The sequence below is a fragment of the Streptomyces sp. NPDC051976 genome, assembly GCF_040680795.1.
GTDB lineage: Bacteria > Actinomycetota > Actinomycetes > Streptomycetales > Streptomycetaceae > Actinacidiphila.
On record NZ_JBFAXL010000021.1, the window covers coordinates 88,015 to 103,811 of the forward strand.

The window sequence follows — 15,797 nt, forward strand, 5'->3', positions numbered from 1 at the left end:
GAGCCGCTGAGCGCGGTCACCCAGGCGGCGGGCTCCGGCACGTCCTGAGCCCGCCGCCGCCCACCACGGCATCCAGGAACCAGACACCTCGGGAAAGGGCACCACTCATGCAGACCACGCCGAAGCCGATGGCCGACTCCATGGCCGAGCCGACGGGCGCCATGCCGGTGATCCAGGAGACGGACGCGCTGTCGTCGTTCCGGACCACCCGCCCGGCCGAGGGCCTCGACGCCGGCCCGGTCGCCAGGGCCTTCATGCGCGTCAACGTCTACATCTACTCCAAGCCCCCGAAGAAGGTGCAGAAGTCCGTCAGCAAGGGCTTCCTGAACATGCACATCTGGCTGTACCAGCGCTCGCAGGGCCGCATCGGCGGCAAGATGGGCAACCTGGACACCATGCTGCTGCACACCCAGGGGCGCAAGTCCGGCAAGGAGCGCGTCGTACCGGTCGGCTACCAGTACGAGAACGGCTGCTTCTACGCGGTCGCCGTACCCGGCCACTTCGACATCCCCGGCGGCCCCAAGGGCCTGCACCCGGCCTGGTACCTCAACTGCAAGGCCACGCCGGACATGCAGATCAACATCGGCCGGGAGAAGATCGACGTCCTGGCCGAGACGCTCTCCGGCCCGGAGCGCGAGCGGATCTGGGCGAAGTACTCGGCGGTGCTGCCCTTCATCAACGAGTTCCAGAACCGCGCCAGCCGACTGCTGCCGGTCGTGCGGTTCACCCCCAAGGACATCCTGTCCGAGCGGATGGCCCAGCAGGAGAAGTCGACCGACGCGATGTGACCGGCACGGGGGCCCGGGCACCGCGCCACGGGCCCCCGCCCGCCGGTCCGCCCCACCACGAAGGAGGAGCCGTACGATGGCTGCTGCCATGGAGACGACGAAGCCCGGGAAGGGAGCGTCCCCGGTGCGCACCCTGATCACCCTCGGCACGCTGACCGCGAGCTTCGTCGGCATCACCGGCAAGATCCGCAAGGCGAAGAACTCGACCGAGGTCATCGACCATGTCGACCTGATCGCCGCCCTGACCACTTTCGCCGTCATGGCCGTCAGGACGAGCCGGGCGCGGAAGACGACCAGTCCCTGAAGCCCGGCCTGACCGACGCCGTTCGAAGGAGACCCCCCTCGTGACCGGTACCGCACCGACGTCCGATCTCACCGGCTGGCGCAGGGCTCCGTTCACGGGGGCCGGACTCACCCATGAGGTGTACGAGAAGGGCTCCGGGCCCGGCGTCGTGCTCGTCCCCGAGATCCCCGGTATGACGCCGGAGGTGCTCGGGTTCGCCGACCACCTGGTCAAGCAGGGCTTCACCGTGGCGATGCCGTCGGCCTTCGGCGAGCCGGGCCGCAAGGCGTCGGCCGGATACGGCATCTCCACCTTCGCCAAGCTGTGCGTGTCCGCGGAGTTCCGGGCGTTCGCGCTCGACGCGCGGCGGCCGATCGCCGACTACCTCAAGGCGCTCGCCCGCGACCTCGCCTCGCGCACCCCGGGCCCCGGCGTCGGCATGGTCGGGATGTGCTTCACCGGCGGCTTCGCGCTGGCCGCCGCGGTCGACGAGGTGGTGCTCGCCCCGGTGATCAGCCAGCCCGCGGTGCCGTTCCCGGTGGGCGGCAGGCGGGCCGCCGACCCCGGCATGTCCCAGGCGGAACTGGACGCGGTGGCCCGCCGTACCAAGGACTCCGGGCTGTGCGTGCTGGGCCTGCGCTTCAGCGAGGATCCCGCCTGCCGGCGGTCCCGGTTCGACACCCTGCGGCGCAGCCTCGGCGACGCCTTCGAGGTGATCGAGCTGGACTCCTCCAAGGGCAACGCGGGCGGCTTCGCCAAGAGCGCGCACGCGGTGCTGACCGAGGAGGTCCGCGAGATCCCCGGCCATCCGGCGCTGGCGGCCCGCGAGCGGGTCGTGGCCTTCCTGCGCGAGCGGCTGGCAGCGGGCGCCGCGTAGCCGGTCGTACCACCGCTCACCTCTCCTCCTGAATGTGGGCCGTGTCTCATGTGGCGGGCGATGTCACACTCCGGCCCCCCGCACACCTCTAGGTCGAAGGACCTGGGTGTCGTGCGTCGCTGTGCGGCCCGTTTCGTGCACAGCTAGGAGGAATAGTGAACAAGTGGCGAGGTAATCCATGGGCGATCCTGACGGTGCTGTCCGTCGGGTTCTTCATGACCCTGCTGGACCTGACGATCGTCAACATCGCCATTCCGGACATGGTCGACAGCCTGGACGCGTCGTTGGACCAGATCCTGTGGGTGGTCAACGCCTACACGCTGGGCCTGGCCGTCCTGCTGATCACCGCGGGCCGACTCGGTGACCTGCGGGGCAAGAAGGCGCTGTTCATCGCGGGCGTCAGCCTGTTCACCCTGGCCAGCCTCGCCTGCGGACTCGCGCAGGACCCGGGCCAGCTCATCGCCTACCGCGGCGTCCAGGGCATCGGCGCGGCGCTGCTGCTGCCGCAGACCCTGTCGATGATCATCGACGTGTTCCCGGCCGAGAAGCGCGGTGTCGCGCTCGGCATCTGGGGCACCGTCGCCGGTCTCGCGTCGGTCGCCGGCCCGAGCCTGGGCGGTCTGCTGGTCACCAAGCTGGACTGGCGCTGGATCTTCTTCGTCAACGTGCCGATCGGCCTGCTGGTGGTGGGCGCGTCCTTCGTGGTGATGCCCAACGCGAGCCGTACGGTCCGGCACCGCTTCGACATCCCCGGTGTGGTGCTCGCCACGGTCGCGCTCTTCCTGCTCGCCTTCGGCCTGATCGAGGGTCAGAAGTACAACTGGAACGCCTGGATCTGGACCACGCTCGCCGCCTCGGCCGTACTGCTCGCCGTCTTCCTCTTCTACCAGCGCGGCCAGCAGGACAACGAGCCCCTGGTGCCGTTCGAGCTGTTCAGGGACCGCAACTTCTCCGTGGTCAACTTCGTCGGTATCGCCGTGTCGTTCGGCGTCGTCGGGCTGATCCTGCCGCTGACCATCTACCTGCAGTCGGTGCTGCAGTTCAGCGCCCTCAAGGCCGGTGGCGTGCTGGTGCCGATGGCCATCGGCGCGATGTTCACCGCCGGTCCCTCCGGTGTGCTGGCCGACAAGTTCGGCGGCAAGTTCATCCTGATGGGCGGTCTGCTGGCGTTCGTCGGCGGCATCATCTGGATCGTGGAGACGGCCAAGGTCGGCGAGAGCTGGACCGGGCTGATCGCCCCGGTGGCGATCGTCGGCGCGGGCATGGGCTGCACCTTCACGCCGATGGCCACCGAGGTGATGCGCAATGTGCCGCCGAAGCTGACCGGCGCCGCCTCCGGCGTCAACAACGCGCTGCGGCAGGTGGGTTCGGTCCTCGCGGGCGCCGTCATCGGCGCCGTGCTGCAGAACCAGCTCGTCTCCTCGCTCAAGGACCAGGCGTCCCAGCGGGCCGGTGCCGTCCCCGCCGGATACCGCGGGCAGTTCCTGCACAACTTCGACGAGGCGGGCAAGCACCTGGCGGTCGGCGGGCAGAGCGGCAGCGGTATGAACCTGCCGAAGGACCTGTCGGCCGACGCCGTCACCCGGATCCAGAACGCGGCCTCCGCGGTCTTCGGGCACGGCTTCATCGACGCGATGAAGCCGACCATGCTCGTGCCGGTCGGGGTGCTGCTGGTGGGTGTGCTCGCCTGCCTGGTGATCGTCGGACCCCGAGGCGCCGCCGAGGGAGCCGGCAAGACGGCGCCCGAAGGTGAGGTCGGCGCCGACTCCAATCCCGTCCCCCAGCACGGCTGACCGCTCGGTCACGCAGCCGCGCTCTTCGTACGTTTCTTCGTACGTTTCCATTCGCTGTCGAAACGAAGGAATCATGACCGACACGCAACGCATCGTCACCGCCGATGAGTCCGACAAGATCAACTTCACCGAGATGTACGTCACCCACGACGGCTTCCGGCGCGACCTGGAGCGGCTGTCGGCCGCCGCGGCGGCGGGCAAGACCAACTCACCGCAGGTGCAGGACGGTTGGGAGAACTTCAAGCGGCAGCTGCATGTCCACCACACCGTGGAGGACGCGTGGCTGTGGCCCAACCTGACCCGCCGGGTGGCGGGCCGGCCCGACGACCTGGCGCTGCTGGAGGCGATGGAGGCCGAGCACGCCGTGCTCGACCCGCAGCTCGCGGCCGTCGACGAGGCCATGCGGACCAACGCCGCCGATCTGCCCGAGCGGGTGGAGACGCTGCGGTCCGTCCTGGAGCAGCACCTCACCCATGAGGAGGAGGACGCGCTGCCGTTGATCCAGGAAGTGCTCACGCCGAAGGACTGGAAGGGTTTCCGCGGGGCCATGGCCCGTAAGCAGAAGCTCAATGGCGCTTCGGTGTGGATTCCCTGGATCGTGGACGGGATGTCGCCGTCCGACGCGCAGAAGTTCCTGGCAAGGATGCCCCCGCCGCTGCGGCTGTTCTACAAGCTGTCCTGGGACGCGCGTTACCGTAACAGGAATATGTTCAGCTTCTGAACCGCGCGCGGCGCACCCGGTGAACTCCTCGGTAATAATGCCAGGGTTGACACCGGGTGCCGCCGCGTGTCACGCTTTATCTGGCGGTAGAAGTCTGCCCACTTGATGGCGCCTGACCGCCCCATGCCAAAACCAAGCATCCTGAATCGCCGGGCCCGGCCGAATCATCGGCCGAGGCCCGGCGATTTTTCTGCATGCCTTTTTTCCGTTACCGCCTGTGCCGGCGAAACGTGATGCGCACGCGCTGCATGCATGCCGACTCCGAGGAAGAGAGGGGCGCTCCGTGCCCAGCAAGCCCAAGGAAGAAGTCCCGGCGAAGAACGCGTCCACGACCGAGAGCTGCGACGTCCTGATCGTCGGTTCCGGTCTCGCTGGCTCCGTGAGTGCCGCGATCCTCGCCCGCCAGGGGAAGAAGGTCGTGCTGGTCGACGCCGCCACCCACCCCCGGATGGCGATCGGCGAGTCGATGACCCCGCAGCTCATCGAGTGGCTGCACATCCTCGCCGTGCGGTTCGACGTGCCCGAGCTGAAGCACCTGCTGGACATCAAGTCCATCACCGAGCACATCGGCCCCTTCCACGGCAGGAAGCAGAGCTTCGGCTTCATCAAGCACGACGTCGGCAAGGAGCCCGACCCGCGCGAGGCGAACATGTTCGTCATCCCGAAGGCGCTCACCGAGGCGGGCCACCTGTTCCGGCAGGACACCGACACGTACTACTTCAACGTCGCGGTGAAGTACGGCGCGGTCGCCCGGCAGAACTGGCGGGTCTCCAACCTCGACTTCGACGACGACGGGGTGACGGTCACCGGTCAGAACGGCGAGGTCTTCCGGGCCAAGTACCTGATCGACGCCAGTGGTTTCCGCTCCCTGCTGGCCGAGAAGTTCGACCTGCGTGAGCAGCCCGCGCGCTTCAAGCACCACGCCCGCTCGATGTTCACGCACTACATCGGCGTCAAGCCGTTCGACGACGTCAGCCACCACCCGGTGAGCCTGCGGCCGCCGGCCGCCTCGCCCTGGGGCGGCGGCACACTGCACCACCTGATCGAGCGCGGCTGGTTCTGGATCATCCCGTTCAACAACTACAAGGACTCCAAGAACCCCATCATCTCCGTCGGTCTCACGATGGACGAGCGGACCTACCCCAAGCCGAAGGACATCACGCCGGAGGAGGAGTTCCAGGGCTTCCTCGACAAGTACCCGGCGGTCAAGCGGCAGTTCGAGGGCGCGCACCGGGTGCGCGAGTGGGTGTCCACCGACCGGCTGCAGTACAGCTCGAAGCAGTCCATCGGCTACCGCTGGTGCCTGATGTCGCACGCGGCCGGCTTCCTCGACCCGCTGTTCTCGCGCGGTCTGTCCAATACCTTCGAGGTCGTCTACGCCCTCATGAGCCGGCTGCTGCCCGCGATCGACGACGACGACTTCACCACCGAGCGCTTCGAGTACGTCGAGACCATCGAGCGCGGCCTGCTGCACTTCAACGACGAACTGGTCAACAGCTCGTACATCTCTTTCAGCCACTTCCCGCTGTGGAACGCGGTCTTCCGGGTCTGGGCGGCCTATCTCACGCCCGGTGTGATGCGGCTCAGCAGGGCCCGTCAGCAATACACCCTGACCGGCGATGTCAAATGGCTGGACGATTTGGAGAAGAGCCCCAATCCGGGCCTTTGGTGGCCGAACAGCCCCGAATACCGGCAGATCGTCGACACCATGGCAGAGGTGTGTGAGAAGTACGAGGCCGGTGACATGGATGGTGACACTGCGGCCGGAATCATCTTCGATGCACTGCGTGCCTCGGATGAGGTCAACCCCGTTTTCAAGTGGGCCGACCCAGATGTCAAATTCGTGTTTCCCAGCACCGCGATGATGGCTAAGTTCATGTACTGGGCGTCTGTCAAAGCCCCGGGCGAGATGCGGGAGCTGGGTCGCGACACGTTGAGCGGAATTGTGCGTTCCGCTGCTCGCGGCCAGAAGTTCGTCTGATCTCCCCGTCCCATTCAGCACGGACGAAAGTTGAACCGCACATGATCAGTCGCAGAACGGTCCTCGGCGCCGGAGCGGGCGCCGTGGCACTGACGGGACTCGGTGCCACCAACGGTTTCGCCGGAAGTGGCCTGCCGTGGAGTCAGCTCCGCTCGCACCTGCAGGGTCAGCTCGTCCTTCCCACGGACGCGGGCTACACGGTGGCCAAGCAACTCGACCTCCAGCAGTTCGACGTCATCCACCCGCAGGCGGTCGCGTACTGCGTCAGCTCCGCGGATGTCTCCCTGACCCTCAAGTTCGCGCAGGACAACCACATACCCTTCGCGATACGCAGCGGCGGCCACAGCGGTGGCGGCTACTCCACCTCGACCGGACTGGTCATCGACGTATCCCGGCTCAACTCCGTCACCGTGGGCAGCAGCACGGTACGGGTCGGCACCGGTGTCCAGGGCGTCGACGCCATCGCCGCCCTGGCGCCGCACGGCCTGGCCATACCCGGCGGCTACTGCCCGACGGTCAACGTCGGCGGCTTCTACCAGGGCGGCGGGCTCGGCATCCTGACCCGCGCCTCCGGTGTCGGCTCCGACCGGATCGCCTCGGCGAACGTGGTGCTGGCCAACGGGAGTTGCGTCACCGCCTCGCCCACCCAGAACCGCGACCTGTACTGGGCGATCCGCGGTGGCGGCGGCGGCAACTTCGGCGTCGTCACCTCCTACGACATCACCCCGGCGCACATCACCCAGATCGCCGTCGTCAACCTGACGTGGAACTGGGACCAGGCCGCCGACATGCTCGACGGCTACGCGCGCTGGTCGGTCGACGCACCGCGGACCGTCAGCGGCGGGGCGTTCATCCAGCTCTTCGACGGGGCGCCCGGCGTCCCGCCGCTGCCGATGGTGTTCGTCTCCTCCACCGGCACGGTCGCCGAACTCAACGCCGAGGTCTCCCGGTTGCTCTCGCTGACCGGTGCCCCGGCCACCCAGACCCCGGCCAGCGTGGCGCCGTACCAGGCGCTCATGATGGGCTTCTTCCGCTGCGCCTCCGACGTGACGGCCTGCCACCGGGCCGACACCACGCCCGGCGGCACCATCCCGCGCTCGGCGTTCGGGCTGCAGCGCAGCCGGTTCTTCGACACGCTGCCGTCGCGCGCCATGTGGGAGGACGCGGCGGCGCTCTTCGAGACGCTGCGGCAGCCCGGCCAGGCGCACATCATGGAGGTGCTGCCGATGGGCGGCGCCGTCGACGACCTGCACCGCACCGACACCGCCTTCGTCCACCGTGGCTCGCTCTTCACGGTGAACTTCCTGGTCGACATCGCCGATGCCGCCGCAGCCGACTCCGCGGGGAAGTCGGCAGGGCAGCAGTTCGTCGACAACGGGTTCGACATCATCGACCCGGAGTCCTCCGGGGAGACCTACCAGAACTTCATCGACCCCGAACTGCCCGACTGGCGGCAGTCCTACTACGCCGAGAACTTCGGCCGGCTGGCGCTCACCAAGCTCAAGTACGACCCGCACGGCGCCTTCAAGTTCGCCCAGAGCATTCTCTGACACCCGGCCGCCCGGCCCGACCCAGGAACCGTCCGCACCCGCGAGGGGCGGGCGGTTCCGTCATTTCCAGCAGCTGCCGCGAGAGGACACTGCACGATGAAGAGCCTGGCTCCGCACGCCGATCTGCAAGTCGCCACCATGATGGCGGGAATCTCCATCGTCCTGCTGACCGGCCTGTTACTGGGTGGGCTCGGCAAGCGGGTCCGCCAGCCCGCCGTGATCGGCGAGATCCTCGCCGGTATCGCGCTCGGCCCCAGCGTGCTCGGGCAGTTCCCCGGCGACCTGACCCACAAGCTGTTCCCCGTCGCGACCCGGCCGATGCTGTCGGCGGTCTCCCAGGTGGGTCTGCTGCTGTTCATGTTCATGATCGGCTGGGAGTTCGAGAAGCGGCTGCTGCGCCCGCACCGCGGGGTCGCCGCCGCCGTCTCGATCTGCTCGGTCGGCCTGGCCTTCGGTCTGGGCGTCGGCGTCTCCACGCTGCTCTACTCCCACCACGACCACGTGGCCGGGCACCACATCAGCTTCCTGACCTTCTCCACCTTCATGGGCGCCGCGATGTCGGTGACGGCCTTCCCGGTGCTGGCCCGCATCCTCAGCGACAACCGCCTCACCCACACCCGGGTCGGCACCCTGGCCCTGGCCAGCGCCGCCGTCGACGACATCCTCGCCTGGTGCATGCTGGCCTACGTCTCCGCGCTGGTCACCTCCGGCGGCCCGAAGGACCTGATCCAGGTGCTGGGCCTCAGCGTCGGCTACGTCATCCTGATGTTCGTGGTGATCCGCCCGGCCCTGGCCAAGCTGGTCGCGTACTTCGGCGAGCGGCAGCAGTGGCGGCACCTGCTGGTGATGCTCTGCGCGGGCGTCTTCCTGTCGGCGTACGCGACGACCTGGATCGGCATCCACAGCATCTTCGGCGCCTTCCTGTTCGGCTTCGTGATGCCGCGTGAGCCCGCCGTCCAGCTCGTCGAGCACCTGCGCAAGCCGCTGGACCACGTGTCCCTGGTGCTGCTGCCGGTCTTCTTCATCGTCACCGGCCTCGGCGTCGACATCAACGGGCTGCACGCCTACCAGTACCTGGAGCTGGCCGCGATCGTCACCGTGGCCTGCGCGGGCAAGCTGCTCGGCGCGGTGGTACCCGCCCGGCTGGCCGGGTTCGGCTGGCGCGAGTCGCGCACCCTCGGGCTGCTGATGAACACCCGCGGCCTGACCGAGCTGATCATCCTCAACGTCGCGGTCAACCTCGGCGTCCTGGACAGCCAGATGTTCACCATGATGGTGATCATGGCGCTGGTCACGACCGCGCTGGCCGGCCCGCTGCTGCCCAAGAGCAGCGCGCTGATGGACACCGCCACCGTCAAGGTCCCCGTCGACACCACCGCGTCGGCGGCACCCTCCTCCCGCGCGTAGAAGGGACGCCCGTGACCTCCACTCCGCAGTTGCACGAACCCCAACCGGTCGAGGGCAGGCTGCTGCGCAATGTGTGCGGCCTGTTCGTCACCGGCGTCACCGTCATCACCACGGGGGAGGAGGGCCGTTCCGAGGGGACGACCGTCAACTCCTTCACGTCCGTCTCCCTCGACCCGCCGCTCGTGCTGTTCTGCCTCCACAAGGAGTCGCGGCTGCGCGCGGTGGTCGAGGAGTCGCAGGCGTTCACCGTGAACTTCCTGGCCGGACCGCAGGAGCCGCTGGCCCGCGCCTTCGCGGGCAAGGGCACCGCCGCGGTCACGGACGTGCCGCACCACCGCTCCGCCAACGGCATGCCGGTGCTCAGCGACGCGCTGGCGTTCCTCGCCTGCCGCCTGGTCCAGCAGTTCGACGGCGGCGACCACACCATCTTCATGGGCCAGGTCGTCGAACTCGGCGTGCCCCGCGAGCGCCAGGAGCCGCTGATCTTCTTCCGCGGTTCCCTGGGCGCGCTGGAGGAGGAGCCCCGGGGCGCGCACCCCATCTTCGACGGCTGAGAGCCCCCGCGAAGGCGGGCGCCTGACCTCGACCGCGTCGCCTGAGCACCGTCCGATTCCGCTCACCGTGCGTTCGCGAGGAGTCCTGGGATGAGCTTAGTGAGCATTGCCACCGATACCGTCGCGCCGTTACCGCAGCACACGCTCCTGGTGTTCCTGCTCCAGATCGGCGCCCTGATGCTGCTGGCGCTGGTACTGGGACGGCTGTCCCAGCGGCTCGGCATGCCGACCATCGTGGGGGAGCTGGCCGCAGGCGTCCTGCTCGGGCCCTCACTGCTGGTCCACGCCGCGCCGGCCTTCTCCGGCTGGCTGTTCCCCCGGGACCCCACACAGATGCACCTCCTGGACGCCGTCGGCCAACTCGGCGTCCTTCTCCTCGTCGGGTTCACCGGCATGCACCTGGACCTGAAAGTGGTCCGCAGGCACGGCGGCAAGGCGGCGGGCGTCAGCATCGCCGCCCTGCTGCTGCCGTTGGCGCTCGGGGTCTGGCTGGGCTACGCACTGCCCGGCCAGCTCCGGCCCGACGACGCCGACCCCACCGTCTTCGCGTACTTCGTCGGCGTGGCGATGTGCGTCAGCTCCATCCCGGTCATCGGCCGGGTGCTGGTCGACATGAAGCTGATCCACCGCAACGTCGGCCAGATGATCCTCGTCGTCGGCACCATCGACGACGCCGTCGGCTGGCTGCTGGTCTCCGTGGTCACCGCGATGGCCACCACCGGCGTCGGCGGCACCGAGATCGCCCGGCCGCTGTGGCACCTCGCCGTGGTCATCGCCGTCCTGCTGACCGTGGGTCGCTGGTTCGTGCGCCAGGTGATGGAGTGGGCGGGCCGCAGCGGCTCGCGCAACGCCTCCATCGCCGCCGTCGTCATCCTGCTCGTCATGGCGGGCGCCGGCGCCCAGGCGCTCGGCTTCGAGGCGGTCTTCGGCGCGTTCCTGTGCGGCATCCTGATCGGCGCCAGCAGTACGGACACGCAGGCGGCGCGCCTGGAACCGCTCAACACCACCGTGCTGTCGTTCCTCTCCCCGCTGTTCTTCGCGCTCGCCGGGCTGCGGATCGACCTCACCTCGCTGACCCACCCCACGATCGCGCTGTGGGGTCTGGGCGCGCTGGTGATCGCTGTCGTCGGCAAGTTCCTCGGCGCCTTCGTCGGCTCGATCTTCAGCAGGCTGGACCGCTGGGAGGCGCTGGCGCTCGGCGCCGGGATCAACGCCCGCGGGGTGATCCAGGTGGTGATCGCCGTGGTCGGCGTCCGGCTCGGCCTGCTCAACACCGCCATGTACAGCATCATCGTGCTGATCGCGATCCTCACCCCGCTGATGGCGCCGCCGATCCTGCGGATCGCCATGAAGCGGATCGAGAGCACCGCGGACGAGGACCTGCGCGAACAGCGGGTGCTCGCCCTGCAGGGCGTCTCCGACGACGACCTGCCGCGCGAGGTCCCGGGCGCGACGGCCGGCGCCAACGGCCGTACCCAGGACGGGGCCAGGACCGCGGACCGCGCGTCCGTCGGCAGCGTCGAGTGACAGGTGCCCGGCGGCAGCGTCGAGTGACAGGCGCCGAGTGACAGCCGGAGTGACCACCGGGCCGTACGGCCCCCAAGAGCGCGGCGTCCCGGCACCACCCACGTGACATGCCCCACGTGGGCGGGGCCGGGACCGCCGCTGTCCCGCGGGCGTCAGCTCGCGGCCTCGTCGCCGTCCTCGGGATCGAACTCCAGCTCGGGTTCCCGCTCGGGTTCCAGCTCCAACTCCGGTGCGGGGCCCAGCGCGAGACCGGCCGGGGAGTCGAGCTCCGGGTGCTCCTCGCCCGTCTCGCCCTCACCGGGCAGCCGGACGCGGGAGAGCTTGTCGGGATTGGTGACCAGGTAGATGCCGGTGACATGGTCGCCGCGCGCGTCGAGATCCATCACCAGCACCGCGTACGGCGAGTCGCCGGAGAAGACCACGGCCGACGGATCGCCGTTGATGTGCCGGTAGCGGATGTCGAAGGTCTGCGGCCGGTGCGTAGCGGCGTAACTCGTCAGCACCCGGACCACCTTGTCGCGGCCGGACACCGGCCGGAGCGCGGCACGCGCCTTGCCGCCGCCGTCGGTCCACATCGTCACCTCCGGTGCGAGCAGTGACATCAGCGCGCTGATGTCACCGCCCACCGCGGCGGCGATGAAGCGTTCCGTCACCTGCTGCTGGAGGTGCGGATCGGCCTGGTACCGCGGCCGCCTGGCCTGGACGTGCTCGCGCGCCCGGTGGGCGAGCTGGCGTACCGCGGACGGGCTGCGGCCGAGGATGTCGCCGATCTCGGTGTGCGCGTAGCCGAACACCTCGTGCAGCACGAAGACGGCCCGCTCCAGCGGGGTGAGCGTCTCCATCACCACCAGCAGCGCCATGGACACCGACTCGGCCCGCAGCGCGGTGTCAGCGGCATCCGCGGCCTGCACGCCCTGCGGGCTGTCCCGCGCCTCGGGCACCCGGGTGATCAGCGGCTCGGGCAGCCACGGTCCGACGTACGTCTCGCGGCGGCGGCTGATGCTGGCCTGCCGGGCGAGCGCCTGGTTCACCGCGATACGCACCAGATAGGCCCGTGGCTTCTCTATCTCCTCGGCCTGTGGCTGGCGGCTTCTGCGCGCCCAGGCCAACCAGGTCTCCTGCAGCACGTCCTCGGTGTCCGAGACACTCCCCAGCAGGTTGTAGACCACCGAGAACAGCAGTTCGCGATGGCCGACGAACACGCGCGTGGCCGTGTCGTCGGGCAGCTCCGCCGGACTTTCGGACATGGTGCCTCCTGTGTGACGCGCACTCCTGTCTACTGAGATCAACGGCCCCCTCCGGAGTGTGACATCCGTCCGGAGTGCGGGCCTTTTCCTGTGTCCACCGGTACGCGTCCCCACCACAGAAGGAGAGTTCGCCATGTCCACACGGCGGCGGCTGGCCAAGTTGAACAAGTACTTCGGGAACAAGATCGTCGGGCGGATCCTCCCCCTGATGCCGGGCTTCGGCGCGGTCCACCACAAGGGCCGCAAGTCGGGCAAGGAGTACCGCACTCCGGTCAAGGTGTTCCGCAAGAACGACCACTTCGTGCTGTCGCTTCCCTACGGCTCGGGCTCCGACTGGGCCAAGAACGTGGTGGCGGCGGGCGGTTGCGAGATCAAGACCGGCGGGCGCCGGTACCAGGTGGTCGCCCCGCAGATCTACGTCGACGAGCACCCCGAGATCCCGGCGATCCTGCGCTGGACGCTGAAGAAGTTCAACGCCGTCGAGTTCATCTCGTTGAAGATCGTGGACGCGCCGGTCCCCGCCGAGCGGGTCTGACCGCACCGGAACTCCGCCCGGACCGTGCCCGTGCGCGGTCCGGGCGGACGCGGGGCCCGGCCACCGTCGAGCAAGGAGAGATGGACATGCGCGTGGTGAACTGGTCGGCGCTCGCACGTTCCGCTCTCCGGCTGCTCGCCGACCGCCTGATGCGCGGCCTGCTCGCGCTGGGCGCGATGACCACCGGGGTCTCCGCCCCCGGCTGGCTCAGGACCCGCGGCGAGCACTGGTACGAGGGGGCGGTGCCCCCCGAGGGCTCGGGGCCGCGCGCGGTGGTCGCCGCCGCCGTGACCGAGCCCGGCGCGCTCGACGACCCCTGCGTGCTGCGCAACCTGCGGGCGCTGCGGGGCAGTCAGGACCTGCCGCCGCTCGCCGGCGGCTCCGAGGCGTACACCGACGCGGCGCCGTACTGGCACCCGGAGCGCCGCCCGGCCGCCGGCGGGAGCTGACCCCCGGACCCGCGGGCGGTCAGCTCTCCGCGAGGTCGTCCGTCGCCCGCTGGCCCTCCCGCGCGACCCGGTGCAGGAACTCGGTGATCATCGTCAGCTCGGAGTCGTCGTACTCCGAACAGATGCCGTCGATCGCGGTGTTGAGCGCGGAGAACATCTGCACCACCTCCGCCTCCCGGTCCTTGAGGACCTGGACGAGGATGGCGCGCCGGTCGCTGGGGTTGGGCGTACGGATCACCCAGCCGCCGCGCTCCAGCCGGTCCAGCACCCCGGTCAGCGTGGCCGGGTGCAGCCCCGCGCGCTTGGCCAGCGCGGTCGGGCCGATCGGGCCGTAGCGGCTCACCAGGTCGAGGCACTCCAGGTCGGCGTCGCGCAGCTCCAGATGGTTGCCCACCTGGTGGTTCAGCAGGGCTATCTGCACGGTCAGATCGCGCAGACCCTCCCTGATCCTGCTCTGCAACCGCCTGCGCCGCCGTGCTGCCGACGCGGCCCTGGGCAGTGTGGAATCCATACGCAACGATCCTCGCATCGATGGCACGCGGAGACTAGAAGCTACCCCATCACCCTGACCCCGCCGTGTGGCGGTAGCCGGTATTCCGGTTATCGGCCGAACGGATGATAAGGGTGGTTACGGCGCACACCCTCTCACAACTCCTTCACAAACTCGTACGACTTCCGGAAAACGCGTCCGCCCCTGGTGGCGGCGACGGCCACCAGGGGCGGACGGGCGCTGTCGCACCCGGGGTTCACACCCGGTCAGCCTGCGACGATGCCCTCGCCGCCGACAGCGCCCGGCACCGTGACGGAGCCGATCGAGGTGAGCGAACCGTCCCGGTTCACCCGGAACTCGTCCACGATGCCCGCCGCGCCGGTCTGCACATAGACGTTGCGCTGGTCGCTGGAGGCGGCGGCGTCCACGGTGCCCGCGTGCGTGGTGGTGTTGCCCAGCGCGGTGAGCGCGCCGCCCCGGCCCACCCGGAAGCCGGACAGGCTGGCGCTGCCCGCGTTGGACGCGTAGAGCCTGCCGTCGGTACGGACCACCCAGCAGGTGGCCGCCTGGCCGGTGGCGGCCGACCCGACCGGGGTCAGCGTGCCGTCGCGGTTGACGACGAAGGTGGCGACCGCGTTCGGCCCCGCCTCGGTGACCTGGAGGCGGCCCGCGCGGTCGAAGACGAAGCCGAACGGCACCGCGCCCGGCGTCTGCGTCACCACCGGCCGCTGGGCGGCCGCGCCGTCCCGGCCCACGGCGAAGACGTCGATGGTGTTGGCCGCGTCCTTGGTGGTGACGACCAGCTTGGACCCGTCCGGGGTGAAGTCGACCTGCCCGGGGGTGTGGGTGAACTGCGGGGTGGCCATCGGGTCGAGGTGCAGCTCGCGGTTCCAGCCGGGCACGCGGACCAGCTGGTCGCCCTGGCGGACGAAGCCCTGGATGCTGCCGCCGTTGAGCGCGTTGAGCACGTACACCAGGTCGCCGTGGACGCCGATGCTGACCGGGAACCTGCCGCCGGAGCCGATCACCTGCAGCCGTTCGAGCCGGTCGCCGTGCACCGCGAAGACGGTCACGCTGTTGCTGCCCGCGTTGACCGCGTAGACCAGCCCGTGGGACCGGTCGTAGGCGAGTGAGCCCTGCGAGGCCAGATGGTCGACGACCGACCCGTAGAGCTTGCCGCCCCGGCCGCCGGTGGGGTAGACGGCGCTCTGGCTCAGCACGCCGTCCTCGTCGCGGTGGTACGCGACGACGGTGTTGGCCGTGAGGTTGTCGCTCTGGACGAACACCGGGGCGCTCTCGCGCACGACATCCGGGCGCGACGGCGCGGCGGTGGCGGCCGGTGCGGCCAGGAGCGCGGCGGCGGCGACGGCGACCGCGCCGATTCCCGCGGTGCGGGCCTTTCGGGCGAAGGACATGACGGAACTCCTCGTACGGAGAGGTGGGGGCCGGGGGCCGGCCGGGCTGGACGAGGCCCGGCGGGCATGCCGAACAGCCGTCAACTCCCGTACTGGCCAAGGGAGTTCACGGCACCCACGCACTGCCGGACTGATCTTCAGATTAGGCTCCCGGCCACCTCTTTGGTGGGACAAAAGCCG

At 69.4% G+C, this 15,797-nt stretch carries 15 protein-coding genes; 12 read left to right on the top strand and 3 right to left on the bottom strand.

Features of this window, described 5'->3' with window-relative positions; translation table 11 throughout:
• Positions 1-107 precede the first annotated feature (107 nt).
• The 10 genes from AB0M29_RS21590 (at position 108) to AB0M29_RS21635 (ending at position 11,481) form a co-directional block, all read left to right on the top strand.
• Positions 108-788, top strand: a complete 681-nt coding sequence (locus AB0M29_RS21590; RefSeq protein WP_365384794.1) for a nitroreductase/quinone reductase family protein — start codon at positions 108-110, stop codon at positions 786-788.
• Positions 789-864: 76 nt separating this feature from the next.
• Positions 865-1,092, top strand: a complete 228-nt coding sequence (locus AB0M29_RS21595) for a hypothetical protein (RefSeq protein ID WP_365384795.1) — start codon at positions 865-867, stop codon at positions 1,090-1,092.
• 40 nt (positions 1,093-1,132) lie between these two features.
• A complete protein-coding gene (locus AB0M29_RS21600) occupies positions 1,133-1,948 on the top strand; it encodes a dienelactone hydrolase family protein (protein WP_365384797.1) in 816 nt (271 codons plus the stop codon).
• A gap of 155 nt (positions 1,949-2,103) precedes the next feature.
• Positions 2,104-3,741: an MFS transporter gene (locus tag AB0M29_RS21605; RefSeq protein ID WP_365384799.1), complete on the top strand. Its 1,638-nt coding sequence runs from the start codon at positions 2,104-2,106 to the stop codon at positions 3,739-3,741.
• A gap of 73 nt (positions 3,742-3,814) precedes the next feature.
• On the top strand, positions 3,815-4,462 hold the full coding sequence (locus tag AB0M29_RS21610; RefSeq protein WP_365384801.1) for a hemerythrin domain-containing protein: 648 nt from the start codon (positions 3,815-3,817) through the stop codon (positions 4,460-4,462).
• Between the two features lie 283 nt (positions 4,463-4,745).
• Positions 4,746-6,443 (top strand): tryptophan 7-halogenase, encoded by a 1,698-nt coding sequence (locus tag AB0M29_RS21615; protein WP_365384803.1) that lies wholly within the window; start codon positions 4,746-4,748, stop codon positions 6,441-6,443.
• A 41-nt stretch (positions 6,444-6,484) separates the two neighbouring features.
• Positions 6,485-7,993 carry an FAD-binding protein gene (locus AB0M29_RS21620; protein ID WP_365384805.1) on the top strand — a complete coding sequence of 503 codons (1,509 nt, stop codon included), beginning with the start codon at positions 6,485-6,487 and terminating at the stop codon, positions 7,991-7,993.
• 96 nt (positions 7,994-8,089) lie between these two features.
• Entirely contained in the window at positions 8,090-9,400 is a 1,311-nt protein-coding gene (locus AB0M29_RS21625; RefSeq protein ID WP_365384807.1) for a cation:proton antiporter, read from the top strand.
• 11 nt (positions 9,401-9,411) lie between these two features.
• On the top strand, positions 9,412-9,954 hold the full coding sequence (locus AB0M29_RS21630) for a flavin reductase family protein (RefSeq protein ID WP_365384809.1): 543 nt from the start codon (positions 9,412-9,414) through the stop codon (positions 9,952-9,954).
• Between the two features lie 90 nt (positions 9,955-10,044).
• Complete coding sequence (locus AB0M29_RS21635) at positions 10,045-11,481, top strand: cation:proton antiporter (protein ID WP_365384811.1); 1,437 nt, start codon at positions 10,045-10,047, stop codon at positions 11,479-11,481.
• A 152-nt stretch (positions 11,482-11,633) separates the two neighbouring features.
• Here AB0M29_RS21635 and sigJ read toward each other — a convergent pair whose 3' ends face one another.
• Entirely contained in the window at positions 11,634-12,728 is a 1,095-nt protein-coding gene (gene sigJ, locus AB0M29_RS21640) for an RNA polymerase sigma factor SigJ (RefSeq protein ID WP_365384812.1), read from the bottom strand.
• Positions 12,729-12,861: 133 nt separating this feature from the next.
• Here sigJ and AB0M29_RS21645 point away from each other — a divergent pair, with 133 nt between their 5' ends.
• Positions 12,862-13,263 (top strand): nitroreductase family deazaflavin-dependent oxidoreductase, encoded by a 402-nt coding sequence (locus tag AB0M29_RS21645; protein ID WP_365384814.1) that lies wholly within the window; start codon positions 12,862-12,864, stop codon positions 13,261-13,263.
• An 86-nt stretch (positions 13,264-13,349) separates the two neighbouring features.
• Entirely contained in the window at positions 13,350-13,712 is a 363-nt protein-coding gene (locus tag AB0M29_RS21650; protein WP_365384816.1) for a hypothetical protein, read from the top strand.
• Positions 13,713-13,731: 19 nt separating this feature from the next.
• Here the strand turns inward: AB0M29_RS21650 and AB0M29_RS21655 are convergent, their stop codons facing one another.
• Entirely contained in the window at positions 13,732-14,223 is a 492-nt protein-coding gene (locus tag AB0M29_RS21655) for a MarR family transcriptional regulator (protein ID WP_365384817.1), read from the bottom strand.
• Between the two features lie 245 nt (positions 14,224-14,468).
• Entirely contained in the window at positions 14,469-15,617 is a 1,149-nt protein-coding gene (locus AB0M29_RS21660) for a hypothetical protein (RefSeq protein ID WP_365384819.1), read from the bottom strand.
• Between the last annotated feature and the right edge of the window lie 180 nt (positions 15,618-15,797).